We start from the raw sequence: 24,540 nt of genomic DNA, 5'->3' as shown, positions 1-24,540 counted from the left end.
GACGTTCGCGGTGTTTGTCATGCCATCCCGACGGGCTCAGAACAGGCCCAGGCTGTGGAGGAAGACCACGAGAATGCACAGCGGCGTGACGTAGCACAGCATTTGCCACCAGAGACGGAACAGCGCCGGGCTGGCGATGCCCACGCCCGCCTCCACCTTGGCACGGCCCAGCACCCAACCGCAGAACAGCACGGTCAGCAGGCCTCCGACAGGCATCAGCAGATTGGCGGTGAGGTAGTCCAGGGCGTCGAAGAAAGTCTTGCCGAACAGGGTGTATTCGGCGCCAAGGTTGAAGGAGAACACCGAGCCCAGCCCCAGCACCCACAGACCGAGACCGCTCAGCAGCACCGCCTTGACCCTTCCGATGCCGAAGCGTTCGGTGAGCCAGGCAATGGTAGGCTCACTGAGAGAGATGGCGGAGGTCAGGGCGGCGATCGCCAGCATCACGAAGAACAGTCCGCCTACCAGGCTGCCCAAGGGCATCTGGCCAAAGGCGATGGGCAGAGTGACGAAAATCAGCCCCGGACCGGAGCCAGGCTCCAGACCGTTGGCGAACACCAGCGGGAAGATCGCCAGCCCCGCCAGCAAGGCGACACTGGTGTCAGCGATAGCCACCATGATCGAGGTGCGGGCAATGGAGGTTCCGGCGGGCAGGTAGGAGCCATAGACCATCATGGCGCCGCTGGCGAGGCTGAGGGTGAAGAAGGAATGGCCCAAGGCGATGAGTACGCTCTGGCCGGTGAGCTTGCTGAAGTCGAAATCGAAGAGGAAGTGGACGGCAGTACCGAAGTGGTCGGTAGTGGCGGCGTAACCCACCAGCACTAGCAGGAGCAGAAACAGCCCCGGCATGAGGAAGCGCAGCGAGCGCTCCAGCCCTTTCTGCACGCCCAGGGCGACGATCAACAGGGTTGCCAGGAGCACAGCACTGCCGTAGGCCAGGAGCTTGAGCGGATTGGCCAGCAGACCGCTGAAAAGGGCCTCGCTGGCCTTGCCGTCGATCCCGGCAAAGCGGCCGGCCAGGGCGTCCGGGACATAGGCCACGGCCCAGCCCGCCACCAGGGTGTAGAAGCTGAGGATAAGGAAGCCGGTGAGCACCGCCATGCTGCCCAGGCGTCGCCAATAGCGCCCGGCCCCGGCATCGAGGGCCGCCAGGTTCATCGCCTGCTCCGGGTTGGCCCGGGCGCGTCGGCCCAGCATTACTTCCAGCATCAGCAGGGGGATGCCGATCACCAGGATGCAGCCAAGGTAGACGAGAACGAAGGCGCCGCCGCCGTTCTCACCGGTGATGTAGGGGAATTTCCAGATATTGCCCAATCCCACGGCGGAGCCGGTTGCAGCAAGGAAGAACGCCCAGCGCGACGACCATTGTCCACGGGCGTCTGCAGGTCTGGAGGCATCACCGGCATGGCCGGATACGAGGCTTTCTTGAGTCATGGGGCATACCATCTTGTTGTTTTAGTGAGGTACGGGCCGGCCAAGGGCGCTCGCCGATGGCCGGCTGGGAACAGCAGTCAGACGCGACCGAAGCGCTCCTCGGCCAGGCGGTCGGCCACCGCGGTGGTGGTGCGGCCTTCGCTGTCGGCGCGTACGAAGATTTCCCGCAGGGTCTCGCCGATGCCTTCGACGTGCTGGCGCAGCGCGGCTTCGCTGCCGTTGCTGCGCTCATACCAAACATCGATGATGCCGCCGGCGTTGATGGCGTAGTCCGGTGCGTAGAGGGTGCCGCGACGTCGCAGTTCCTCGGCCAGGCCGGCGTCGGCCAGCTGGTTGTTGGCGGCACCGGCGATGATCGGCGCACGCAGGGCTTCGAGGGTTTGCAGGTTGATGATGCCGCCCATGGCACAAGGGGCGAAGACATCTACATCGAGGCCGTAGATTTCGTTCTGCCCCACCACCTGCGCACCCAGTTGCTCGGCGGCGCGGCGGGCGTTGGCGTCGTGGATGTCGCAGACCCAGAGCTGGGCACCCGCCTCTTTCAGGTACTGCGCCAGGCTGAAGCCCACCTGGCCGACTCCCTGGATGGCCACGCGCAGGCCGGAAAGGTCATCGCGGCCGAGGCGATGCTTCGCCGCCACGCGGATACCAACGAAGGTGCCGTAGGCGGTGGATGGCGATGGGTTGCCGTCGCGCACGCCGCCGCCCAGGGCTTCGCGGGTGCCGGCGCCGGCCACATGGCGGCTGCGCTCGGCCATGATGCGCATCTCGGTGACCCCGGTGCCGGAGTCAGCGGCAGTGATGTAGCGGCCGCCCAGGCTGTCGACGAAATCGCCCATGGCTTGGAACAGCGCCTCGCTCTTGTCGCGGTGCGGGTCACCGATGATCACCGCCTTGCCGCCGCCGAGCGGCAGGTTGGCCAGGGCGGACTTGTAGGTCATGCCACGGGACAGGCGCAGCACGTCGCGCAGGGCCTGCTCGTCATTCAGGTAGGGCCACATGCGGCAGCCGCCCAGGGCCGGGCCGAGGTTGCTGTTGTGGATGGCGATGATGGCCTTGAGACCGGAGGCCTTGTCGTGGCCGTATACCACCTGCTCGTGATGATCGAACTCGACGTGTGTGAAGACGGACATGGGTGTTCCTCGATTCTGTGGTGACGTGTTGCGAATTGAACGGGTGCCCGCCTTCCTCTTCCGCGCGCGGAAGAGGAAGGTGAGCTGGAGTGGGTGGGTTCAGGCAGCCGGGTCGAACAGGTGCAGTACCTGGATCTCGCTGGCGGTAAGGCGGGTGCGCAGCTGCTTCTCCTGCTCGCGGACCTTGGCCAGGGCGCGCTCCTTGACCGGGCCGTAGCCACGGATCTGCTCCGGCAGCTCGGCCAGGGCGACAGCCGCTGCGTAGTTGCTCGGCTTCAGCTCCTTGATCAGCAGGTCGACCGTAGCTTCGTACTCGGCGATCAGCTCGCGCTCGAGCTTGCGCTCCCCGCTGTAGCCGAAGGGATCGAAAGCGGTGCCACGGAGGAACTTGAACCCGGCCAGCACGCCAAACGCCTTGAGCATCCAGGGGCCGAAGCGGCGCTTGCGCGGCTCGCCGGTGACCGGGTCAGCCTTGGCCAGCCAGGACGGCGCCAGGTGGAACTCCAGGTGGTAGTCCCCCTGGAACTGGGCGTCCAGTTGCTTGCGGAAGGTAGCGTCGCTGTAGAGGCGCGCCACTTCGTACTCGTCCTTGTAGGCCAGCAACTTCGCGTAGTAACGGGCGACGGCGCGGGTCAGGAGCTTGTCTTCACTGCTGTCGGCCTTGCGCACGCGCTCCACCAGCGCACGGTAACGCTCGGCGTAAGCGGCGTCCTGGTAGGCACGCAGGTGGTCGACACGGTACTGGACGATCTCTTCCAGGGTTTCACAGCGCGGTGCTTCCACTTCTGCAGGCTTGGCCAGTTTCTCTACGGCCGTCAGGTCGTGGGCAGCACGGCGACCCCAGAGGAAGGCCTGCTGGTTGAGGGTGACCGATACGCCGTTGAGTTCGATGGCTTTGTCGATGGCGTCGGCGGAGATGGGTACCAGGCCACGCTGGTAGGCGTAACCGAGCATGAACAGGTTGGTGGCGATGCTGTCACCCAGAAGGCGGGTCGCCAGGCGGGTGGCATCGACGAAATGGGTCTTGGCCTCGCCCACCGCTTCCACCAGTGCCTCGCGCATGGCCTGGCCCGGTACCTGGGCGTCGGGGTTGCGGGTGAACTCGGCAGTGGCAGCCTCATGGCTGTTGACCACCGCGTGGGCGATGCGGTCATTGAGCTTGGCCAGGGCCTCTTCGCTGGCGGCCACGACCAGGTCGCAACCCAGCAGCAGATCGGTTTCACCGGCGGCGATGCGCACGGCGTAGATGTCGTCCTGCTTGGCGGCAATGCGGATGTGGGTGATCACCGGGCCGAATTTCTGCGCCAGGCCGGCCTGGTCGAGCACAGTACAGCCCTTGCCTTCAATATGCGCGGCCATGCCCAGCAGCGCGCCGACGGTGGTCACGCCGCTGCCGCCGACGCCGGGCAGAAGGATGTTCCAGGGGCGATTCAGGCTCGGCTGACGCGGCTCAGGAAGGGCCACGAACAACGCCTTGGCACCGGCAGCCTCCGGCTTGCGCAGGCTGCCGCCATGCACGGTGACGAAACTCGGGCAGAAGCCTTCGACGCAGGAGAAATCCTTGTTGCAGGCGTTCTGATCGATCTGGCGCTTACGCCCCAGTTCGGTTTCCAGTGGCAACACGGACAGGCAGTTGGACTTGACGCTGCAGTCGCCGCAGCCTTCGCACACCGCCGGGTTGATGAAGGCGCGCTTGGCCGGGTCGACCAACTTGCCGCGCTTGCGGCGGCGGCGCTTCTCGGTGGCGCAGGTCTGGTCGAAGATCAGCACCGACACGCCCTTGAACTCACGCAGCTCACGCTGCACGGCATCCAGCTCGCGGCGATGGTGGAAGGTGACGATGGGCGCGAAGGTGGCGCGGGTCGGGTACTTCTCCGGCTCGTCGGAGACCAGGGCGATGCGCTTCACGCCTTCGGCGAAGACCTGCTGGCTGAGCTGGTCGACGCGCAGCTCGCCGTCGATGGGCTGGCCGCCGGTCATGGCCACGGCATCGTTGTAGAGGATCTTGTAGGTGATGTTGACCCCGGCGGCGACGGCCGCACGCAGGGCCAGTTGGCCAGAGTGGAAATACGTTCCGTCACCCAGGTTCTGGAAGATGTGCGGAGTGTTGGTGAAGGGCGCCTGGCCGATCCAGGTGGCGCCCTCCCCGCCCATCTGAGTGAAGGTGTCGGTGTTGCGGTCCATCCACTGGGTCATGTAGTGGCAGCCGATGCCGCCCTGGGCGCGGCTGCCTTCCGGCAGCTTGGTGGAGCTGTTGTGCGGGCAGCCGGAGCAGAAGTGCGGGGTACGCGTGGTCGTGTGCTTGGGCTCGGCCAGGGCCTTTTCCTTGGCAGCGAGGAACGCCAGGCGGGACTCGATCTGCTCACTGGAGTAGATCGGCGCCAGGCGCTTGGCAATGACGCGGGCGATCATCGCCGGAGTCAGTTCACTGAGGTTGGGCAGCAGGGAGGTGCCCTCCTCGTCGAACTCGCCCACCACGCGCGGGCGCTTGTCCACAGGCCAGTTGTAGAGCTGGCCGGTGACCTGGTCTTCGATGACGCTGCGCTTCTCTTCCACCACCAGGATTTCATCCAGGCCTTGGGCGAACTCGTGGACGGAGACGGGCTCCAGCGGCCAGCTCATACCGACCTTGAGCACCCGCAGGCCGACCTTGGCGCAGAGCTCCTCGTCCAGGCCCAGGTCGTTCAGGGCCTGGCGCACGTCGAGGTAGGACTTGCCGGTGGTGATGATGCCGAGGCGCGGGGTCGGCGAGTCGAGCATCACCTGATTGAGGTTGTTGGCGCGGGCGAAGGCGCGGGCGGCGTAGATCTTGTACATGTTCAGGCGCTTTTCCTGCGCCAGGGGCGGGTCCGGCCAACGGATATGAACACCGTCTTCCGGCAGTACGAAATCTTGCGGAATTTTCACGTCCACGCGCAGCGGGTCTACTTCCACCACTGCGGAAGAGTCGACGTTCTCGGCGATGGTCTTGAGCGCCACCCAGCAGCCGCTGTAGCGCGACAGCTCCCAGCCGATGATCCCGTAGTCGAGGATCTCCTGGACGTTGGCCGGATTCAGTACCGGGATGGAGGCGCCGATGAAGGCATGCTCGCTCTGATTGGCGATGCTGGAGGACTTGCAACCGTGGTCGTCGCCGGCCAGCAACAAGACGCCGCCATGGGCCGAGACGCCGGCAGAGTTGCCGTGCTTGAAGACGTCGCCGCAGCGATCCACACCCGGCCCCTTGCCGTACCACATGGAAAATACGCCATCGTACTTGGCACCGGGGAACAGGCTGGTCTGCTGGCTGCCCCAGCAGGCGGTTGCGGCCAGTTCTTCGTTGACGCCCGGTTGGAAGTGAACGTGGTTTTCCTTGAGGAAGGACTTGGCTTCCCAAAGGCTCTTGTCGAGGTTGCCCAGCGGCGAACCCCGGTAGCCGGAGATGAAGCAGGCGGTGTTCAGGCCATGGGCCTTGTCGCGCTGCTTCTGCAGCATCGGCAGGCGGGTGAGTGCCTGGGTGCCGGTGAGGTACAGGTGACCGGTTTCGAGGCGGTATTTGTCATCCAGGCGGATCTCGGCCAGAGACATGCGGGCGCTCCTTTTGTTTTTATGGCGACCTTGATGGCAACGGTGAGTGCCATCTCTTGTTCAGCCCGACGCAGGATCGCTGCCTCGGACGCGTAGCTAAGAATATGACCGGACGGTGCTGATTTTTTCTTTCTATTTTCGGATTCCAACGCCAGACTTGCGCATGATCCTTCCAACAAAAACAAGATTTCGGACAGATTCATGCAGAACCCACTGAGTCCCATCGATCGCAAGATCCTACGCCTGTTGCAACATGACGCTGACCTGTCCGCCGCGGAAGTGGCGGAGAAGGTGGAGCTGTCCCAGTCACCCTGCTGGCGGCGCATCCACCGCATGCAGGAGGACGGGCTGATCGAACGCAAGGTCGCCCTGCTCAATCCCAAGCTGCTGGGCTTCTCGATCACGGTATTCGTCAACATCAAGCTGTCTGCCCACGGCCGCAACAACCTCACCGAGTTCGAGGAGGCCATCGTCGGCTACCCGGAAGTGCTGGAGTGCTACACCATGGCCGGCGGCTCGGACTATCTGCTGAAGGTGGTGGCCAAGGACATCGCCGGCTACGAACGCTTTCTGCGGGACCAGTTGCTGCAACGCCCTCATGTACTGGAAGCGCACTCGAACATCGCCATGAGCGAGGTCAAGCGCACCACGGAGCTGCCGCTGGATTGAGGCTCAGGCCGAGTCGGGCCAGGCGCAGGGGCGGTGGTCTTCGATGAGCTTCAGCAAACGCTCGCAGGACTGGGCGAGGGAACCGGAATTGTCCAGCAGGCAGAGGTCGGCGTTTTCTCCAGCCAGCAAGGTGTCGGCAAAACCGGCGTTACGCGCCAGGCGGACCTCGATCTCTTCCACCGATTCGCGGCCACGGGCGTGCAGGCGCCGACGCAGGACTTCGTCCTCTACCGTCAGCAGCACGGCCAGCAGGTGCGGGTAGCGCCGACGCGCTTCAGGCAGGTAACCGCGAGAGCCGTTCACCAACACGTCGTCACCCGCATCCAGCCATTCGTCGATGACTCGGGGGATTCCGTAGGACAACCCATTGGCGTACCAGCTCATGGCGAAGTCGCCACGGCCCCCTCGCTGGGCGAACTCCTCGGGACTCACCGCTTCGGCCAGCTCACCCTTAGCTTCCGCCGAGCGGGTAATGACCCGACGCGCCACTCGGCAACCGTGACTGCCCGAGCCCTCACGCACGGCGTCGAGCAGGCTGTCCTTGCCAGAACCGGAAGGGCCTATGAGGTAAATGAGCCTGCCTGTCATGGGGGCACCTGGAGAGGATGGGTTGTGGCTATGGATCGTGGCCGCCAGCGAGCGGAAATCCGAAGGGAAAATTTTGAACCGCTTTTATGACAGCGCAAAGGAATTCTTTTGCACTGGGCGTGGTCAGACAACAGCAGCTACCCTTTAGCATGATGGCCAGACAGCATCACAGTGCCTTCATTATCTGTAACGCGTCACAGGGTGCTCGAAGGAGAGAAGACTGCGCTCAAAGCGGCTTAGTCCCACAGGCGCATCGGAAACGTGCGAATTGTTCAGCCACTCTCAATTCGGATAATTGGTGCTGGCCAAAAGCCGCTATAACGATCACAATCTGACACCAAATTGACGTCAAGGAAACGTTTTGCTGACCCAAGGGTCATACCGATTCGAATCGCGAAACTGGTTGAACAATTGCTGCCAAGGACAGTCAAACCGGTGACAATCTGCAGCTCATTGCCAGCATCGCTTTCCTGAACTAACCGGTTGAATGTATGCGCCCTATGAAACAGGCTATCTATTCCAGTCGCACGGCTGACAAGTTCGTTGTTCGCCTCCCCGAGGGTATGCGCGAGCGCATCGCTCTGGTCGCTCGTAACCACCACCGCAGCATGAACTCCGAAATCATTGCCCGCCTCGAGCAGAGCATGCTCCAGGAAGGCGCACTGGATGAAGGTGTTTCCCTGCGCCTGGACAGCCCGGAGCTGACCCTGCACGAGCGCGAGTTGCTGCAGCGTTTCCGTCAGCTGTCGCGGCGCCAGCAGAACGCGCTGGTTGCACTGATCGCACACGATGCGGAGCTGGCGGCCGAAGAGACGTGAGACCACTCCACATCGATTGAAGAAGCCGGCAACTGCCGGTTTTTTCATGCCTTCGATTTGGCATCGAAGCAGCCCCTGCACCCCGCACTACCGCAAAAACGAAGAAGCCGCCCTCTTGAGGCGGCTTCTTCGTTTTCGGAAAGGTCAGAGCAAGAACAAGGTGGCCAGGCCAAGGAAGATGAAGAAGCCACCGCTGTCAGTCATGGCCGTGATCATCACACTGGAACCCATTGCCGGGTCGCGCCCCATGCGCACCAGCGTCATGGGGATCAAAACGCCCATCAGCGCCGCGAGCAGCAAGTTCAAAGTCATGGCGCCCGTCATCACAACGCCAAGCGACCAGCTCCCGTAGAGGTAGTAGGCCACCAGACCGATCACCCCGCCCCAGACCAGGCCGTTGATCAAGGCGACGCCCAGCTCCTTGCGCACCAAGCGCGACGTATTGCCTGTCCCCATCTGGTCCAGGGCCATGGCGCGCACGATCATGGTAATGGTCTGGTTGCCCGAATTGCCGCCGATGCCGGCGACGATGGGCATGAGCGCGGCCAGGGCCACCAGTTTCTCGATGGAACCCTCGAACAGACCGATAACCCGCGAGGCGATGAAGGCTGTGATCAGATTGACAGCCAGCCAGGCCCAACGGTTGCCCACGGACTTCCAGACCGAGGCGAAGATATCTTCCTCTTCGCGCAGACCAGCCATGTTGAGGACTTCGGTCTCGCTCTCCTCACGAATCAGGTCGACCATTTCATCGATGGTCAGACGACCGATCAACTTGCCGTTCTTGTCCACCACCGGCGCCGACACCAGGTCGTATCGTTCGAATGCCTGGGCGGCATCGTATGCGTCCTCATCCGGATGGAAGCTCACCGGGTCGGTCGCCATCACCTCGGCCACCTGTTTGTCCGGGTCATTCACCAACAGGCGCTTTATAGGCAGTACGCCCTGAAGGATGCCGTCGTAGTCCACCACGAAAAGCTTGTCGGTGTGACCGGGGAGCTCCTTGAGCCGACGCAGGTAGCGCAAAACCACTTCCAAGGTCACGTCATCGCGGATCGTGACCATCTCGAAGTCCATCAGCGCACCGACCTGATCCTCCTCGTAGGACAGTACGGAGCGCACGCGCTCACGCTGCTGGGCATCGAGGGACTCCATCAGTTCGTGGATCACGTCTCGCGGCAGCTCTGGCGCAAGGTCGGCCAGTTCGTCGGCGTCCATTTCCTTAGCGGCGGCGAGCAGCTCGTGATCGTCCATGTCGGCGATCAGCGATTCGCGGACGGCGTCGGATACTTCGAGGAGGATGTCGCCGTCGCGCTCGGCCTTGACCAACTGCCAGACCGTCAGGCGGTCGTTCAGCGGCAGGGCTTCGAGGATGTGGGCAATGTCGGCCGGGTGAAGCTCATCGAGCTTGCGTTGCAGCTCGGCAAGGTTCTGCCGGTGAACGAGATTCTCGACGAGGTCACGGTGCTGGCCTTCCTGACGATGGGTCAGGTCTTCCACCAGCTTGTGGCGATGCAGCAATTCGATAACCTGGGCCAGGCGGTCCTGCAGGCTCTCTTGCGGCTTTTTGGCTTCTACTTCAGTCATATAGCGCGCTCCACCCCCAGTGGCAGAGCACGCCAGAAGGGGTCAGACAGTCATTTCGCGATTGTGCAATCGGGATTCTGAGTAACTACTGGGTAAGTCCATGATGGTTGTCCGAAGGCCCCGGCGGGGCTGACCGCGCAATGATAACACCGCCGTTCCACTCACGCGTTACAAAATCATGGAAAGAACAATCGCTTGCATCGCAAAGCTGGGATTGCCTTCACCCTGCTGCGACGATGGCAGCCCCCTGTAGGACACGCGCACGCACGGAAAATCACGGGATACCCTCGAGAGCCCACGCCAAGGAAAAGGCACTATGCGAATGCTCTCGATCCTCCTCATCACCACCCTACCCTGCTGCCTCCACGGGCCGGCGCACGCGGCTTCGGTGTATCGCTGCAGCGACGTCGACGGGAACATCAGCTTCAACCAACATGGTTGCCCACCGGACAGTCAGGCCGAGCAACACCGCACCCGGCCGCCGAATCTGCTAAGCAACGAGCCGACACAAGAAGAATCGGGCAGCAGGAATCTTCCAACTCAAAGCTGGGGAGTTTCTGAACAGCCTCAGGAAATAGTAGTGGTCGGCGAACGAGAAGACGGATGCGGAAACCTGATTTCTCCCCAGGAGCGCCGCCACGCCATTATTCGCAAGCAGATTCGCAGCGGCATGACCCGTGCCGACGTGGAGAGCGCCCTAGGAAAACCCGATCGCATAAGCGGCAAGAACGGTCGGCTTCTCTATCACTATCAACCAAAGAAGGGAGCCCGCCACCTGGTGCAATTCGATGAGGCGGGTTGCGTGAAAGGCGGGCGTTGAAACAATAAAAAAGGGCCTGCATTTCTGCAGGCCCTTTGGGTATGGCGCACTCAGGAGGATTCGAACCTCCGACCGCCCGGTTCGTAGCCGGGTACTCTATCCAGCTGAGCTATGAGTGCGCAGTTGGTGTTTTTAGACCAGATCACCGCTGGTTTCTTCAGGATTCCGGCACAAGCCGAATATCTTGAAAATGGCGCACTCAGGAGGATTCGAACCTCCGACCGCCCGGTTCGTAGCCGGGTACTCTATCCAGCTGAGCTATGAGTGCGTTGTGGGCGCGCATTATAGGGAATTTCTTGCTTCGGTCAACTGCTTTTTCGAGAAGTTTCAATAACTTATCGATCTAGCCCTGAACCACCCTACAACACGAAAAATGGCGGAGAAGGGGGGATTCGAACCCCCGACACCCTTTTGAGGTGTACTCCCTTAGCAGGGGAGCGCCTTCGGCCACTCGGCCACCTCTCCGCAACACGGGGCGCATGATAACCATGTTTTCCCCGTTTGCAAAGCCAAAAATTGCAGAAAAATTAGTGGCTTGGTTCTTGGTCTTTCTCTTTCTGTATGCGTTGATAGATTTCCTCACGGTGCACGGCTACCTCCTTGGGAGCGTTCACTCCAATGCGCACCTGATTACCTTTCACGCCTAACACGGTCACAGTGACATCGTCACCCACCATCAGGGTCTCTCCGACCCGGCGAGTCAGAATCAGCATTCCTTTCTCCTTACGGATTCGTTTCGGGACAACAGTCTGCAAAAAAGAAATGGTTACGGCCCCGGCACGGTTTAGCCGCTGGAGCTTACACCCAAGTATTGACCAGCCCCGGCAAAAGGAAAGTTCCGCCGTAGCAGCCAAAAACGACAAAAGGCGCGGGGTGAGCCGCGCCTTTTGAAAATTGCCTTACTCGCCCTGTCGAGTCGGGGCGTCGAGCTCGAATGCGGTGTGCAAGGCACGGACCGCCAGCTCCAGGTATTTTTCCTCGATGACCACGGATACCTTGATTTCCGAGGTAGAGATCATCTGGATGTTGATGGTTTCCTTGGCCAGGGCTTCAAACATGCGGCTGGCGACGCCAGCGTGAGAGCGCATGCCAACGCCGACAATGGAGACCTTGGCGATCTTGGTGTCGCCAATCACTTCGCGAGCACCGATTTCGCTTGCAGTCTGCTCCAGCACGCGCTGGGCGTTCTGGTAGTCGTTGCGATGAACAGTGAAGGTGAAATCAGTGGTGTTATCGTGCGCCACGTTCTGCACGATCATGTCCACTTCGATGTTGGCGGCACTGATCGGGCCCAGGATCTTGAAGGCCACGCCGGGGATATCCGGCACGCCACGGATGGTCAGCTTGGCTTCGTCGCGATTGAAGGCGATGCCGGAGATGATCGGCTGTTCCATGGATTCCTCTTCATCAAGGGTAATGAGGGTGCCCGGACCCTCCTGGAAGCTGTGCAGCACGCGCAGCGGGACATTGTATTTGCCGGCGAACTCCACCGAGCGAATCTGCAGCACCTTGGAACCGAGGCTGGCCATTTCCAGCATCTCTTCAAAGGTGATCTTGTCCAGGCGCTGCGCCTGGGGCACTACGCGCGGATCAGTGGTGTAGACGCCATCTACATCGGTGTAGATCTGGCACTCGTCGGCCTTCAGCGCGGCAGCCAATGCCACGCCGGTGGTGTCGGAACCGCCACGACCGAGGGTAGTGATGTTGCCGTGCTCATCCACGCCCTGGAAGCCGGCGACCACGACCACGCGGCCGGCCTTGAGATCGGCACGAATCTTCTGGTCGTCGATCTGCAGGATGCGCGCCTTGTTGTGGGCGCTGTCAGTGAGAATGCGCACCTGGTTGCCGGTGTAGGAAACTGCCGGCACTCCGCGCTTGATCAGCGCCATGGCCAGCAGCGCAATGGTCACCTGCTCGCCAGTGGAAACCATCACATCCAGTTCACGCGGTACCGGCTGGTCGCTGATCTGTTTGGCCAGATCGATCAGGCGGTTGGTTTCGCCGCTCATGGCGGAAACCACGACCACGATGTCATCGCCGCCTTCGCGGAACTTCTTCACCTTCTCGGCCACCTGTTCGATGCGTTCGACAGTGCCGACCGAGGTCCCCCCAAACTTCTGTACGATCAAAGCCATTTCAAAAGCCGCCTAATCCCGTGAAGGGCGCCCATTAAACAATCAACGCAGAACACTGCCAAGGCCCGCCGGGCGTGGGGCGGGCCGATGACGGAGGGCCTTAGAGCCCCTGCTCGACGAACGGTACGGCAAGGGCCAGAGCCTGCTCCAGGGCCGCAGCGTCGGTACCGCCGCCGCGCGCCATGTCAGGGCGACCACCGCCCTTGCCGCCAACCGCTGCCGCGGCCTGCTTCATCAGATCGCCGGCTTTGAGTTGGCCGGTCAGGTCCTGGGTGACGCCGGCGACCAGTGTCACCTTGCCCTCCAGCGCACCGCCGAGCAGGATCACCGCGCGGCCGAGCTTGTTCTTCAATTGGTCGACCAGCGCCAACAGCGCATCGCCGTCCAGTCCGTCCAGACGCGCAGCGAGCACCTTCACGCCTTTGACGTCGATGGCGGAAGACGCCAGATCGTCGCCGGCAGCGCTGGCTGCCTTGGCCTTTAGCTGATCCAGCTCTTTCTCGAGCTGGCGATTGCGCTCCAGCAGCGCGGACAGCTTGTCCAGCAGGTTGTCGCGACTGCCTTTAACCAGGCCAGCGGCTTCCTTGAGTTGTTCTTCGGCACCGTTCAGGTAGGCCAGCGCAGCAGCGCCGGTCACTGCTTCGATACGACGAACACCGGCAGCCACACCGCCTTCGCTGGTGATCTTGAACAGGCCGATGTCACCGGTGCGGGACACGTGGGTGCCGCCGCAGAGCTCAACGGAGAAATCACCGCCCATGGTCAGTACGCGAACCTGATCGCCGTATTTCTCGCCGAACAAGGCCATGGCGCCCTTGGCCTTGGCTGTCTCGATATCGGTTTCCTCGGTCTCGACTTCGCTGTTCTTGCGGATTTCGGCGTTGACGATGTCTTCCAGCGCTTTCAACTGCTCAGGCTTTATCGACTCGAAGTGGCTGAAGTCGAAGCGCAGGCGCTGGCTGTCCACCAGCGAGCCCTTCTGCTGCACATGGTCGCCCAGCACTTGGCGCAGGGCCGCGTGCAGCAGGTGGGTAGCAGAGTGGTTGAGCGCGGTGGCCTGGCGCACGGTAGCGTCCACCTGGGCGGTAACGGCAGCGCCCACTCGCAAGGCGCCATGATCGACCACGCCGTGGTGCAGGAATGCGCCGCCGGCCTTGGTGGTATCACGAACGTCGAAGCGCAGACCGTTGGCGGCGATGAAGCCGCAGTCACCCACCTGACCACCGGACTCGGCATAGAACGGGGTGCGATCGAGGACCAGCACGCCCTCCTCGCCTTCGGCGAGCTGCTCGACGGCCTGGCCGTCCTTGAACAGGGCGACGACCTTGGCGTCACCATGGGTGCAGACATATCCGGTGAAATCGGTATCCGCATCCACTTTGACCAGCGCGTTGTAGTCCATGCCGAAGGCGCTGGACGCGCGGGACAGCTCGCGCTGCTTATCCATTTCGCGCTCGAAACCTTCCTCGTCGAGGGTCAGGCCGCGTTCGCGGGCGATATCGCCAGTCAGGTCCATGGGGAAGCCGTAGGTGTCATACAGCTTGAACACCACGTCACCCGGGATCACGGTACCGGAGAGGCCAGCCAGGTCCTGCTCGAGGATGCGCAGGCCCTGCTCCAGGGTCTTGGCGAACTGCTCTTCCTCGGTCTTCAGCACGCGCTCGATATGCGCCTGTTGCTGCTTGAGCTCGGGGAAGGCTTCGCCCATCTCGCCAACCAGGGCGGCAACGATCTTGTGGAAGAAGCTGCCCGTGGCGCCCAGCTTGTTACCGTGACGGCAGGCGCGACGGATGATGCGGCGCAGCACGTAGCCACGGCCTTCGTTGGAAGGCAGCACGCCGTCGGCGATGAGGAAGGAGCAGGAACGGATGTGGTCGGCCACTACTTTCAGCGACGGCGCGTCGTCGTTGGCACAACCAACGGCTTCAGCGGAGGCTTTCAGCAGACTCTGGAACAGGTCGATCTCGTAGTTCGAGTGCACGTGCTGCAGCACAGCACTGATGCGCTCCAGGCCCATGCCGGTGTCCACGCTCGGGGCCGGCAGCGGGTGCATCACGCCGTCAGCCGTACGGTTGAACTGCATGAACACGTTGTTCCAGATCTCGATGTAGCGATCGCCGTCTTCTTCCGGGGAACCGGGCGGGCCGCCCCAGATGTCGGGGCCGTGGTCGAAGAAGATCTCGGTGCAGGGACCGCACGGGCCGGTATCACCCATGGCCCAGAAGTTGTCGGAGGCGTACGGGGCGCCCTTGTTGTCACCGATGCGCACCATGCGCTCGTGGGGAATGCCGACTTCCTTGGTCCAGATGTCATAGGCCTCGTCATCGGTGGCGTAGACGGTGACCCAGAGTTTGTCCTTCGGCAGTTTCAGCCACTTGTCGCCGGTGAGGAACTCCCAGGCGAAATGGATGGCATCACGCTTGAAATAGTCGCCGAAGCTGAAGTTGCCCAGCATTTCGAAGAAGGTGTGGTGACGCGCGGTGTAGCCGACGTTTTCCAGGTCGTTGTGCTTGCCGCCGGCGCGCACGCATTTCTGGCTGGTAGTGGCACGGGTGTAGGCGCGCTTTTCCAGGCCAAGGAAGCAGTCCTTGAACTGGTTCATCCCCGCGTTGGTGAACAGCAGGGTCGGGTCGTTGCCCGGAATCAGGGAGCTGGAAGCGACACGGGTATGCCCCTTCTCTTCGAAGAAGCTCAGGAAGGCTTCACGGATTTCTGCGCTTTTCATAGGTTCTTCCACGGAAACTGCGGCCACGACGGCGGGTGCAAATCGTTATCGGCGAAGGACGGCAAGTGGAAATCAGCGAGAAAGCAGCAGGTTTTCCAGAATATCCCGGCATTTCCCGCCTGTTTCCAACATTGCGTGCGAAATTCGCAGCCGTCTGGCGACGGACATACGAATCACCGGCAAAGGGCCGCATTATATCGGCCCTGCGCTACGGGGATAGTCTCTTTGTGCGATAGATGGCGGCTATTTATGCACGCCGCCAACTCAGGCCTGCTGGAAAGCCGCAAAAGCCTCGATCACACGTGGAACATCGGCGGCTTGCACGTCCAGGTGGGTCACCAGGCGCAGGCGCGCGGCCGGGCTCACGCGGATACCGCGAGCGGAAAGGAACGCGCCCAATGCGCCAGCCTGATCACCGACTTGCACATAGACCATGTTGGTCTGCACCGGTTCGACGGCAAAACCCAGCTCCCTCAGCCCAGCGCCCAGACGCTCGGCGTTTGCGTGATCCTCGGCCAGGCGCTCGACCTGATGGTCCAGCGCGTAGAGGCCCCCTGCCGCGAGCAGGCCAGCCTGGCGCATGCCACCGCCGACCATCTTGCGCAGGCGCCGCGCCTTGCCGATCAGGGCCGCGCTGCCGCACAGCACCGACCCCACCGGCGCACCCAGGCCCTTGGACAGACATACGGAAACCGAGTCGAAGTGCTGGGTGATCTCGCGGGCGTCCACGCCCAGCTTCACTGCCGCGTTGTACAACCGGGCGCCATCCAGGTGCAGGCCGAGGCCACGCCGGCGAGTCAGCTCGCGGGCTGCCGCCAGGTAGGCCAGCGGCAGCACCTTGCCTTGCATGGTGTTTTCCAGGGCCAGCAGGCGGGTACGGGCGAAGTGGAAGTCGTCTTGCTTGATGGCCGCTTCGACCTTGGAGAGGTCCAGGCTACCGTCGGCCTCTCCATCGATCGGCTGGGGCTGGATGGAACCCAGCACGGCCGCGCCACCTCCCTCGTACTTATAGGTGTGGGCCTGCTGGCCAACGATGTACTCGTCGCCGCGTTCGCAGTGGGCCATCAGCCCCAACAGGTTGCTCATCGTACCCGTGGGCACGAAGAGTGCGCCTTCGAAGCCCAGGCGTTCGGCCAGGCTGGCTTCCAGGCGGTTGACGGTGGGGTCTTCGCCATAGACGTCGTCGCCCAGCTCGGCGCGCTGCATGGCGTCGCGCATTCCGACAGTAGGTTGGGTGACGGTGTCGCTGCGTAGGTCGATCAGGCTCATGCCGGGCTCCTTGAATGGGCGAAGAGCCCGATCCTAAAGCCCGGCGCCTTGCGGGTACAGGTACAGAAAGGGGCGAATCATCAAACGTCGGCCGGCACGATCAGGATGCCCGCCCGCAGACCGTTCTTCACCTTGGGATTGGGGAAGATGATCCGCGCGCCCTGCTCTTCCACCACCCAGCGGGTGCCGGCGATATCTTCCGCCAGTAAATAGCCCACGGGCAGCTCACTGAAGTTCTCGATGTCCGGTGCCAGGTGCAGGCGGAAGGACTCGCTGTGCTTGATGATCTCCCGGGATACCGAGAACAGCTGCAAGCCATCCAGGCTTTCTCCGTCAGTGGCCGGCTCGCACCCTTCGACGATTGAACGCAGGCGAGCCTCCAGACGATCGAGGTTGACCTCCTCGTTGCTGCCGAAAGGCCTCGCCTTGCCCAGCTCCAGGGTAAAGGCTTCGGCACCCAGGCACGCGTAGGTGTAGGAGCTGAAGGTGATACCGGTCTTGTTCTGCAGCAGCACAGCGTCTATCCCGGCGTCGCGCAGGCGGGCCAGTTCCTGGCGCGAATGCTCGCGACCCTCGACATAGGGATACAGCGCGAACTGCTCGATCTTGGAGCCACGGATGGCGGTGTGCAGATCGTAGTGCAGGCGGTCGCGGTCGGGCTTGCTGAAAAACGCAGCGGCGTATCGCTCCAGTTCTCCGGCACGCATGGCTTCGAAGCCACTGGATTCGGCATGGCGGCCATTGAACAGACGGTTGAGGTCCTGCTCGACGAAGCGCTCGCCACGACGGATGGCCTCGGGGTTGCCCAGCAGGAAAAGCATACGTGCGCGCGGCTTGAGCTGGCCGCGGGCGATGGACTGGACCAGGCGGTCCAGCAGTTCGATCGGGGCGGTCTCGTTACCATGCACTCCTGCCGAAAGCAGTAGGTCCAGCCCACTGTCTTCGGCGGCTGGCGGGGTGACGTCCAGCGCCCCCTCGCCCAACCAGTGCAGGCGCACGCCCCCGGATGTCAGCTGGATCTTCTCGGTCGGCTCACGGCCGGCGAGGGTCAATTCGAGCAGTTTTCCGAGGGCTAGCATCCTGTTACCTCAATGATCGTGATCGCAGTCGGGACCATGGACATGGTCATCGTCAGCGTCGGCGTCGGCCGGTTCCATTTCCAGTTGCAGGCTGACCAGGTTGGTAGCCAGCGGGCGCAGCAGCAGGTTGGCGTACTCGGTGTCGCCTTCCTCCACATCCACGCCAATCAGCAGCTGACCGTTGCCGGCCTGCTGGATCCAGACTTCCTTGCCCTGCCAGATAACGGCGAAACGGGTGCAGGAGGTTTCGAGCTGGGTGCCGTCGGTATCTTCGAGGATGAGTTGCAGGGCATCGGACATTTCAGGTTTCTCAGTTGAGCTGGAAGGGATAAACAGCGCCCAGTTTAAGGATCTGCGTCAGTTCATCCAATGCCGTCCGGCACTCCACCAGCAATTGCGGGTCCGCCAGATCGGCTTCACTGAGGCGGTCACGGTAGTGCTTCTCGACCCAGGTGGTCAGGGTGGCGTGAAGTTGCGGGGTCATGATCACCCCCTGGTTCACCGCTGCCAGCTCGTCTTCCTTCAGCGCCACGCGCAGGCGAAGGCAAGCCGGCCCACCGCCGTTCTGCATGCTCTGCTTGAGGTCGAAGACCTTCACTTCGCGAATCGGGCCTTGGTCCGAAGTCAGCTGGTTCAGGTAGTTCCAGACGTTGGCGTTGCTGCGGCACTCTTCCGGCACGATCAGCAGCATGCTGCCGTCAGCACGACTGAGCAGCTGGCTGTTGAACAGGTAGGAACGCACTGCGTCCTCCACCCCAACTGCACTGCGCGGTACGCGCACCGCCTGGAAACGACCACCACGCTTGCCCAGCTTGTTGTCCAGCTCGGCCAGCACCTTGTCAGTCTCGAGGAAGGCATCCTCGTGGTAGAACAGCACTTCGCCGTTGCCCACCGAAATCACGTCGTTGTGGAACACACCCTGATCGATCACCGCCGGGTTCTGCTGAGCGTAGACCACGCCTTCAGATCCCAGGCCATGTAGACGGGCGACCGCCTGGCTGGCCTCCAGGGTCTGCCGCGCCGGGTAGCGTTGCGGCGCCGGGAAACGGCTGTCGAAGGCACTGCGTCCGAACACGAAGAACTCGACACCGGCATCACCGTATCCCTTGCAGAAGCGGGTGTGGTTGGCCGCACCTTCGTCGCCGAACTGGCCAACTGCGGGCAGCGCAGCATGGTGGGCAAAGAATTGGTCATTGGCGAACATCGCGCCCAGCACGCGGCTGGTAGTCGGGTGCTCGATGGAACGATGGAACTTGCAGTTCAGGTTGGCAGCAGTGAAATGCACGCGGCCATCCGCGGTGTCGCCGCTGGGGCTGACGGTGCAGGAGTTGGCGGTCCACATGCTGGAGGCGGAACTGCAGGCGGCTAGAAGCGGCATGGCTTCCTTGGCGGCCCTGGCGATCACTTCGGCATCGGTGCCGGAGAAACCCAGACTGCGCAGGGCAGCGACGTCCTGGCGTTCCTGCGGGGCGAACACACCCTGTTTGAAGCCCATTTCCATCAGTGCCTTCATCTTGCCCAGGCCCTGCAGCGCAGCTTCCTTCGGATTGGAAACCGCCTGGCTGTTGCTCTGCGAGGCGACGTTACCGTAGGACAGACCGCCGTAGTTGTGGGTCGGACCGACCAGTCCGTCGAAGTTCACTTCATAGGCGTTCACAGGCTGACTCCTGGAGTAAGGGTTGCAGGCAGGGCAAGGGTTTCGCTTTCCAGCGATGCGACCGGGTAGGCGCAGTAGTCAGCGGCATAGTAGGCGCTGGCGCGATGGTTGCCGGACGCGCCGACACCGCCAAAGGGGGCGCTGCTGGCAGCACCGGTCAGTTGCTTGTTCCAGTTGACGATGCCGGCGCGGCTCTCGATGAGGAACTGCTGGTAGCGCTCGGCGGAGTCCGACAGCAGACCGGCAGCCAGGCCGTACTGAGTGGCGTTGGCTTCCGTGATGGCAGCATCGAAATCGCGGTAGCGGATTACCTGCAGCAGCGGGCCGAAGAACTCCTCGTCGGGGCGGTCGACCACGGCGGTCACGTCAAGAATGCCGGGGGTCAGCAGCGCGGCGTTCGCCAGCGGCTGGGACATGGCCAACAGTACCTTGGCTCCACCCGCGACAAGATGGTCCTGCGCCTTGATCAGATGACGGGCGGCATCCAGGGAAATCACCGACCCCATGAACGGTGCGGGCTGGGCGTCGAAGGCACCGACCTTGATGGTACTGGCGACACTCACCAGACGTGCCAGCAGGGCATCGCCCCAGGCGCCTTCCGGCACCAGCAGGCGGCGGGCACAGGTGCAGCGCTGGCCGGCGGAAATGAAGGCCGATTGAATGATGGTGTAGACCGCGGCATCCACATCCTGAACCTGGTCCACCACCAGCGGGTTGTTGCCACCCATTTCCAGGGCGAGGATCTTGTCCGGCCGGCCGGCGAACTGTTGGTGCAGCAAGTTGCCTGTGCGGCTGGAGCCGGTGAAGAACAGGCCGTCCAGACCCGGACTGCCGGCCAGGGCGATGCCGGTCTCACGGGCGCCCTGAACCAGGTTGAGCACGCCAGCCGGCAATCCGGCCTCTATCCAGCACTTGACGGTAAGCTCGGCGACCTTTGGGGTCAGCTCGCTAGGCTTGAAGATCACCGCATTACCGGCCAGCAGTGCGGGCACGATGTGGCCGTTGGGCAGGTGACCGGGGAAGTTGTAGGGGCCGAACACCGCCACCACGCCGTGGGGCTTGTGGCGCAGCACGGCGGTGGCATCGGCCAGGGGGCCGCTCTTCTCGCCGGTACGCTCGCGGTAGCTCTGAATGGAAATGGCGACCTTGTTGACCATGCTGGTCACTTCGGTGGTGGACTCCCACAGCGGCTTTCCGGTTTCTTCGCCTATGCAACGGGCCAGCTCATCGGCGTGGTTGCGCAAGGTGACGGCAAACTGCTCAAGAATGGCAATTCGCTCGTCCAGCGGGCGGCGCGCCCAGGCCGGGAAGGCGGCACGAGCAGCCTTGACGGCTTCCTCGACCTGATCAGCAGTCGCGCCGCGGCCGGACCAGACGATCGCCTGGGTCACCGGATTCAACGACTCGAACGCCTCGCCCTGCCCTGCCTGCCAGTTACCAGCAATGAAATGAGTGCTCATTTATACGGACTCCTTGGCCGACAGCGGTACGGCGCGAACCGAGGCGCCGGCGGAGAGTTTCAGGCGCTTGGCGGTCAGCGCGTCCACCACCAGGGTACCGGCGGCCAGACGGGCGGGCGCTGCAGTGATGCGGCAGTCTTCACGCTTGCGGTTGTGGATCAGGAAAGGCGTAGCGTCGTCGCCCGGCGTGCCGACAGCCAGCACCAGGTTCTGGCTATCGCGCACGGCGCGAATCTTCGCGGTCTCGCACTCGATGGCCGGACCGGCGTCGAAAATGTCGACGTAGCCCTGATAGCTGAAGCCCTCGCCCTTGAGCATGGCCAGCGCGGGTTCGGTATCGGTGTGCACGCGGCCGATAATGTTGCGCGCCGCTTCAGACAGGAAGCAGGTATAGAGCGGGAACCTGGGCATCAGTTCGGCGATGAAGGCCTTGTTGCCCACGCCGGTAAGGTAGTCGGCGCGGGAGAACTCCATCTTGAAGAAGTGCCGGCCGAGGCTTTCCCAGAACGGAGAAACACCGTGCTCGTCGGACATGCCGCGCATCTCGGCAATCACCTTGTCACCGAACAGCTCCGGGAACTCGGCGATGAACAGGAAGCGCGCCTTGGACAGCAGCCGGCCGTTCAACCCCGTGCGATGACCGGAATGGAGGAACAGCGAGCAGAGCTCGGAGTTGCCAGTCAGGTCATTGGCCAGGAACAGCGTGGGAATCTGGCGGTGGATATGCAGTTCCTGGGAGGCGCTGACGGTCAGGCCGACCCGGTAGTTGTACCAGGGCTCACGCAAGCCCACGGCGCCGGCCACGGCGGAAATGCCAATGACGGTGCCGTTGTCGTCCTCGAGGACGAACAGGTAGTCCGCATCGGCGCGCTCGGCCTCGCCATGGAATGCCTTCTCGGCCCAGCCGACTCGATGCGCCAGGCGCTCTTCATTGGCCGGCAGCGTTGTCAGGCCTGCGCCAGTGCTGCGCGCCAGGTCGATCAGGGCCGGTAAATCGGCGCTGCGTACGGGACGAACGATCATAGTGCCTCCAGAAATTGCGCTTCCTTCCGTCCGGGAGGGAAGCCAGGGAGAGAGCTGTGCTCTCATCCGGCCCAACCAGGGGCCACCTCCTCCCGACGGGAGGAGGGTCTAAGACTCAAACGGCAATCAGTCGAACGCTGGCGCCTTCACCAACACCCAGGGCTTCAGCGGCTTCTTCGCCAAGCAACACCGGTTTGCCGGGCACCCAGTCGAGTTCGGCGACGATCGCACGGAAATCCTGTAGCTGGCCGTTACACACCAGGTACTGGCGGCCACCCTTGCCCTGCTCACCCAACTTCACTGGCACCATGCGGCTTTGGGCGATGGAGCGGATGCTCGACGTGCGGGCGTGAAGGGTCGGACCACCGTCGAAGATGTCGATGTAGTTGTCGGTCTCGAAGCCTTCGCGCATCAGGATGTCGAAGGTGATCTGCGCACGCGGATGCACCTGGCCCATGGATTCCTGGGCTTCATCCGGCAGCAGCGGCACATAGATCGGGTAGTGCGGCATCAGCTCGGCGAGGAAGGTACGACTCTTCAGGCCGGACAGGCGCTCGGCCTCGGTGTAGTTGAGATCGAAGAAATTACGCCCAACCGCATCCCAGAACGGCGACTCGCCGTGCTCGTCGCTGTAGCCAACGATCTCTACCACCACCGCGTCGGCGAAGCGCTCCGGGTTGCTTGCCATGAACAGCAAGCGGCCGCGGGAGTTGAGTTCGGCAACGGAAGTGTTCACCAGGTCGCGCTCGACGTAGAAACTGGTCAGCAGGCTGTTGCCGGTGAGGTCATGGCAGAGCGACAGGACATGGATCTTGTTGTGGATCGACAGCGAACGAGAGGCATGCACGAAAGTCTCGTTACGGAAGCTGTAGAAGGGTTCGGAAAATCCGGCCGAGGCGACAATCGCCGAGCAACCTGCCAGACGCCCGGTCTTGCTGTCCTCAAGGACGAAGAAGTAGCTCTCCTCGCCGTTGAAACTCACCTCGGCAGAGAAGGAAGCCTCGGACGCGGCAATTTTCTCGCCCAGCACCTGCGCGTCATCCGGCAACGAAGTGACACCCACGGGGCTGTCCGCGGCCAGGCGCTGGACTTCAGCGAGATCGGCCATTTGCGCGGGGCGCATCACCAACATGGGGGGTCACTCCTTTTCTTGTTGAAACCCCGAACGAACCAGTGGTTCCATTCGGAGATAAGCCGGGCCCCTATGGCCCGCACTCACGCATGAATCTGTTCCATCCCTGGGATCGCAGCGCAGCGCTTCCCTGCGCCGCGTCCAGCAGAGGCTTACGCCTGGGTCAGCTTGGCGACAGCGCGCTCGAAGCGATCCAGGCCTTCATCGATGTCCGCGTCCGGAATCACCAGACTGGGGGCAAAGCGCACCACGTCCGGGCTGGCCTGCAGGACCATGACGGCTTCCTGCTCGGCGGCATTCAGCACATCCTTGGCCTTGCCCTTCCAGGCGTCGGAGAGGACGGCGCCAATCAGCAGTCCCAGGCCGCGAACCTCGGTGAAGATGCCGTACTTGGCACCAATGGCTTCGAGACGGGTCTTGAAGCGGTCGTGCTTGGCGTTGATGCCGCGGAGCACTTCCGGGGTGTTGATCACGTCCAGCACGGCCTCGGCGACTGCGCTGGCCAGCGGGTTACCGCCATAGGTGGTGCCATGAGTCCCCACGGACAGGTGCTTGGCGATTTCGCTGGTGGTCAGCATGGCGCCAATGGGGAAACCGCCACCCAGGCTCTTGGCGCTGGAGAGGATGTCCGGGGTCACGCCGTAGTGCTCGTAGGCGAACAGGTGGCCGGTACGACCCATGCCGCTCTGCACTTCGTCGAAGATCAGCAGCGCGTTGTGCTCGTCACACAACTTGCGGGCACCTTCCAGGTAGGCCTTGTCGGCCGGCAGCACGCCGCCCTCGCCCTGCACGGGTTCCAGAACCACGGCACAGGTCTTGTCGGAAATGGCCGCCTTCAGGGCTTCCAGGTCGTTATAAGGCACGTGGCTGATGCCTTCCATCTTCGGGCCGAAGCCATCGGAGTACTTCGGCTGCCCCCCCACGGTCACGGTGAACAGGGTGCGACCGTGGAAACTGTTGGTGGCGGAGATGATCTCGTGCTTCTGCGGGCCATAGACGTCATGGGCATAGCGACGGGCCAGTTTGAAAGCCGCTTCGTTGGCTTCAGCGCCGGAGTTGGCCAGGAACACGCGCTCGGCAAAGGTGGCGTCAACCAGCTTCTTGGCCAGGCGCAGGGCCGGCTCGTTGGTGAAGACGTTAGAGACGTGCCAGATCTTGTTGGCCTGCTCGGTCAGCGCCTTGACCAACGCCGGGTGCGCGTGGCCAAGGGAGTTCACTGCGATACCGCCGGCAAAATCGATCAGCTCGCGACCGGACTGGTCCCAGACTCGGGAACCCTGACCACGCACCGGAATGAATGCGGCGGGGGCGTAGTTGGGAACCATCACCTTGTCGAAATCGGCGCGCTCGACCTGCGCATGCTCAACGGACATCAGTTTCTCCTGCCATGAACGGCTAGTGATGAAAGGATTGTAGGGACTGATTCGGGGTTGGCATTGCCGCC

Annotated in this window: 19 protein-coding genes and 3 tRNA genes; 3 read left to right on the top strand and 19 right to left on the bottom strand. The window is 62.7% G+C overall.

Features of this window, described 5'->3' with window-relative positions:
* Positions 1-36: 36 nt before the first annotated feature.
* From E8F20_RS15200 to E8F20_RS15190, 3 genes are all read right to left on the bottom strand, one after another.
* Positions 37-1,434: a sodium-dependent transporter gene (locus tag E8F20_RS15200; protein WP_280284449.1), complete on the bottom strand. Its 1,398-nt coding sequence runs from the start codon at positions 1,432-1,434 to the stop codon at positions 37-39.
* Between the two features lie 77 nt (positions 1,435-1,511).
* Entirely contained in the window at positions 1,512-2,567 is a 1,056-nt protein-coding gene (locus E8F20_RS15195; protein ID WP_280284448.1) for a Glu/Leu/Phe/Val dehydrogenase dimerization domain-containing protein, read from the bottom strand.
* 99 nt (positions 2,568-2,666) lie between these two features.
* Complete coding sequence (locus tag E8F20_RS15190; protein ID WP_280284447.1) at positions 2,667-6,134, bottom strand: indolepyruvate ferredoxin oxidoreductase family protein; 3,468 nt, start codon at positions 6,132-6,134, stop codon at positions 2,667-2,669.
* Between the two features lie 201 nt (positions 6,135-6,335).
* Here E8F20_RS15190 and E8F20_RS15185 point away from each other — a divergent pair, with 201 nt between their 5' ends.
* The gene (locus E8F20_RS15185; RefSeq protein WP_028626389.1) at positions 6,336-6,803 is read left to right on the top strand and encodes an Lrp/AsnC family transcriptional regulator; all 468 of its coding nucleotides are present in this window, start codon (positions 6,336-6,338) and stop codon (positions 6,801-6,803) included.
* A 3-nt stretch (positions 6,804-6,806) separates the two neighbouring features.
* Here E8F20_RS15185 and phnN read toward each other — a convergent pair whose 3' ends face one another.
* Positions 6,807-7,391: a phosphonate metabolism protein/1,5-bisphosphokinase (PRPP-forming) PhnN gene (gene phnN / locus E8F20_RS15180; RefSeq protein WP_280284445.1), complete on the bottom strand. Its 585-nt coding sequence runs from the start codon at positions 7,389-7,391 to the stop codon at positions 6,807-6,809.
* Positions 7,392-7,882: 491 nt separating this feature from the next.
* Here phnN and E8F20_RS15175 point away from each other — a divergent pair, with 491 nt between their 5' ends.
* Entirely contained in the window at positions 7,883-8,209 is a 327-nt protein-coding gene (locus E8F20_RS15175; RefSeq protein ID WP_280284444.1) for an Arc family DNA-binding protein, read from the top strand.
* Between the two features lie 144 nt (positions 8,210-8,353).
* Here the strand turns inward: E8F20_RS15175 and mgtE are convergent, their stop codons facing one another.
* Positions 8,354-9,796, bottom strand: coding sequence for a magnesium transporter (mgtE, locus tag E8F20_RS15170; RefSeq protein ID WP_028626386.1), 1,443 nt, complete (start codon positions 9,794-9,796; stop codon positions 8,354-8,356).
* Between the two features lie 322 nt (positions 9,797-10,118).
* Here mgtE and E8F20_RS15165 point away from each other — a divergent pair, with 322 nt between their 5' ends.
* Positions 10,119-10,616, top strand: a complete 498-nt coding sequence (locus E8F20_RS15165; RefSeq protein WP_280284443.1) for a DUF4124 domain-containing protein — start codon at positions 10,119-10,121, stop codon at positions 10,614-10,616.
* 42 nt (positions 10,617-10,658) lie between these two features.
* Here E8F20_RS15165 and E8F20_RS15160 read toward each other — a convergent pair.
* The 14 genes from E8F20_RS15160 to E8F20_RS15095 all read right to left on the bottom strand — a co-directional run bounded on the left by E8F20_RS15160 (position 10,659) and on the right by E8F20_RS15095 (position 24,469).
* A tRNA-Arg gene (locus E8F20_RS15160) sits at positions 10,659-10,735 on the bottom strand.
* Between the two features lie 72 nt (positions 10,736-10,807).
* A tRNA-Arg gene (locus E8F20_RS15155) sits at positions 10,808-10,884 on the bottom strand.
* 106 nt (positions 10,885-10,990) lie between these two features.
* A tRNA-Ser gene (locus tag E8F20_RS15150) sits at positions 10,991-11,081 on the bottom strand.
* A gap of 62 nt (positions 11,082-11,143) precedes the next feature.
* Positions 11,144-11,329 (bottom strand): carbon storage regulator CsrA, encoded by a 186-nt coding sequence (gene csrA, locus E8F20_RS15145; RefSeq protein ID WP_003283978.1) that lies wholly within the window; start codon positions 11,327-11,329, stop codon positions 11,144-11,146.
* 186 nt (positions 11,330-11,515) lie between these two features.
* Positions 11,516-12,751 (bottom strand): aspartate kinase, encoded by a 1,236-nt coding sequence (locus E8F20_RS15140; RefSeq protein ID WP_028626384.1) that lies wholly within the window; start codon positions 12,749-12,751, stop codon positions 11,516-11,518.
* A 100-nt stretch (positions 12,752-12,851) separates the two neighbouring features.
* Positions 12,852-15,476: an alanine--tRNA ligase gene (alaS, locus tag E8F20_RS15135; RefSeq protein WP_280284442.1), complete on the bottom strand. Its 2,625-nt coding sequence runs from the start codon at positions 15,474-15,476 to the stop codon at positions 12,852-12,854.
* A 264-nt stretch (positions 15,477-15,740) separates the two neighbouring features.
* A complete protein-coding gene (ltaE, locus tag E8F20_RS15130; RefSeq protein ID WP_280284441.1) occupies positions 15,741-16,745 on the bottom strand; it encodes a low-specificity L-threonine aldolase in 1,005 nt (334 codons plus the stop codon).
* An 80-nt stretch (positions 16,746-16,825) separates the two neighbouring features.
* Positions 16,826-17,824, bottom strand: a complete 999-nt coding sequence (gene astE / locus E8F20_RS15125; RefSeq protein WP_280284440.1) for a succinylglutamate desuccinylase — start codon at positions 17,822-17,824, stop codon at positions 16,826-16,828.
* Positions 17,825-17,833: 9 nt separating this feature from the next.
* Positions 17,834-18,124: a hypothetical protein gene (locus tag E8F20_RS15120; RefSeq protein ID WP_028626380.1), complete on the bottom strand. Its 291-nt coding sequence runs from the start codon at positions 18,122-18,124 to the stop codon at positions 17,834-17,836.
* Between the two features lie 10 nt (positions 18,125-18,134).
* Positions 18,135-19,481: an N-succinylarginine dihydrolase gene (astB, locus tag E8F20_RS15115; protein ID WP_280284439.1), complete on the bottom strand. Its 1,347-nt coding sequence runs from the start codon at positions 19,479-19,481 to the stop codon at positions 18,135-18,137.
* Positions 19,478-20,941: a succinylglutamate-semialdehyde dehydrogenase gene (astD, locus tag E8F20_RS15110; protein ID WP_280284438.1), complete on the bottom strand. Its 1,464-nt coding sequence runs from the start codon at positions 20,939-20,941 to the stop codon at positions 19,478-19,480. The genes astB and astD overlap by 4 nt, the downstream gene beginning before the upstream one ends.
* Positions 20,942-21,964, bottom strand: coding sequence for an arginine N-succinyltransferase (gene astA, locus E8F20_RS15105; RefSeq protein ID WP_280284437.1), 1,023 nt, complete (start codon positions 21,962-21,964; stop codon positions 20,942-20,944).
* 115 nt (positions 21,965-22,079) lie between these two features.
* Complete coding sequence (gene aruF / locus E8F20_RS15100; RefSeq protein WP_280284436.1) at positions 22,080-23,096, bottom strand: arginine/ornithine succinyltransferase subunit alpha; 1,017 nt, start codon at positions 23,094-23,096, stop codon at positions 22,080-22,082.
* A gap of 152 nt (positions 23,097-23,248) precedes the next feature.
* On the bottom strand, positions 23,249-24,469 hold the full coding sequence (locus tag E8F20_RS15095) for an aspartate aminotransferase family protein (RefSeq protein ID WP_280284435.1): 1,221 nt from the start codon (positions 24,467-24,469) through the stop codon (positions 23,249-23,251).
* Positions 24,470-24,540: the final 71 nt, after the last annotated feature.

Origin of the sequence: Pseudomonas sp. BN415 (assembly GCF_029871195.1) — a bacterium.
GTDB lineage: Bacteria > Pseudomonadota > Gammaproteobacteria > Pseudomonadales > Pseudomonadaceae > Metapseudomonas > Metapseudomonas resinovorans.
This window is presented reverse-complemented; position numbering and strand designations above follow the sequence as displayed.

Excerpts from the sequence above, each read along its gene's own strand:
- E8F20_RS15200 (WP_280284449.1), bottom strand. The coding sequence starts at position 1,434 with ATGACTCAAGAAAGCCTCGTATCCGGCCATGCCGGTGATGCCTCCAGA.
- E8F20_RS15195 (WP_280284448.1), bottom strand. The coding sequence starts at position 2,567 with ATGTCCGTCTTCACACACGTCGAGTTCGATCATCACGAGCAGGTGGTA.
- E8F20_RS15190 (WP_280284447.1), bottom strand. The coding sequence starts at position 6,134 with ATGTCTCTGGCCGAGATCCGCCTGGATGACAAATACCGCCTCGAAACC.
- E8F20_RS15185 (WP_028626389.1), top strand. The coding sequence starts at position 6,336 with ATGCAGAACCCACTGAGTCCCATCGATCGCAAGATCCTACGCCTGTTG.
- phnN (WP_280284445.1), bottom strand. The coding sequence starts at position 7,391 with ATGACAGGCAGGCTCATTTACCTCATAGGCCCTTCCGGTTCTGGCAAG.
- E8F20_RS15175 (WP_280284444.1), top strand. The coding sequence starts at position 7,883 with ATGCGCCCTATGAAACAGGCTATCTATTCCAGTCGCACGGCTGACAAG.
- mgtE (WP_028626386.1), bottom strand. The coding sequence starts at position 9,796 with ATGACTGAAGTAGAAGCCAAAAAGCCGCAAGAGAGCCTGCAGGACCGC.
- E8F20_RS15165 (WP_280284443.1), top strand. The coding sequence starts at position 10,119 with ATGCTCTCGATCCTCCTCATCACCACCCTACCCTGCTGCCTCCACGGG.
- csrA (WP_003283978.1), bottom strand. The coding sequence starts at position 11,329 with ATGCTGATTCTGACTCGCCGGGTCGGAGAGACCCTGATGGTGGGTGAC.
- E8F20_RS15140 (WP_028626384.1), bottom strand. The coding sequence starts at position 12,751 with ATGGCTTTGATCGTACAGAAGTTTGGGGGGACCTCGGTCGGCACTGTC.
- alaS (WP_280284442.1), bottom strand. The coding sequence starts at position 15,476 with ATGAAAAGCGCAGAAATCCGTGAAGCCTTCCTGAGCTTCTTCGAAGAG.
- ltaE (WP_280284441.1), bottom strand. The coding sequence starts at position 16,745 with ATGAGCCTGATCGACCTACGCAGCGACACCGTCACCCAACCTACTGTC.
- astE (WP_280284440.1), bottom strand. The coding sequence starts at position 17,824 with ATGCTAGCCCTCGGAAAACTGCTCGAATTGACCCTCGCCGGCCGTGAG.
- E8F20_RS15120 (WP_028626380.1), bottom strand. The coding sequence starts at position 18,124 with ATGTCCGATGCCCTGCAACTCATCCTCGAAGATACCGACGGCACCCAG.
- astD (WP_280284438.1), bottom strand. The coding sequence starts at position 20,941 with ATGAGCACTCATTTCATTGCTGGTAACTGGCAGGCAGGGCAGGGCGAG.
- astA (WP_280284437.1), bottom strand. The coding sequence starts at position 21,964 with ATGATCGTTCGTCCCGTACGCAGCGCCGATTTACCGGCCCTGATCGAC.
- aruF (WP_280284436.1), bottom strand. The coding sequence starts at position 23,096 with ATGTTGGTGATGCGCCCCGCGCAAATGGCCGATCTCGCTGAAGTCCAG.
- E8F20_RS15095 (WP_280284435.1), bottom strand. The coding sequence starts at position 24,469 with ATGTCCGTTGAGCATGCGCAGGTCGAGCGCGCCGATTTCGACAAGGTG.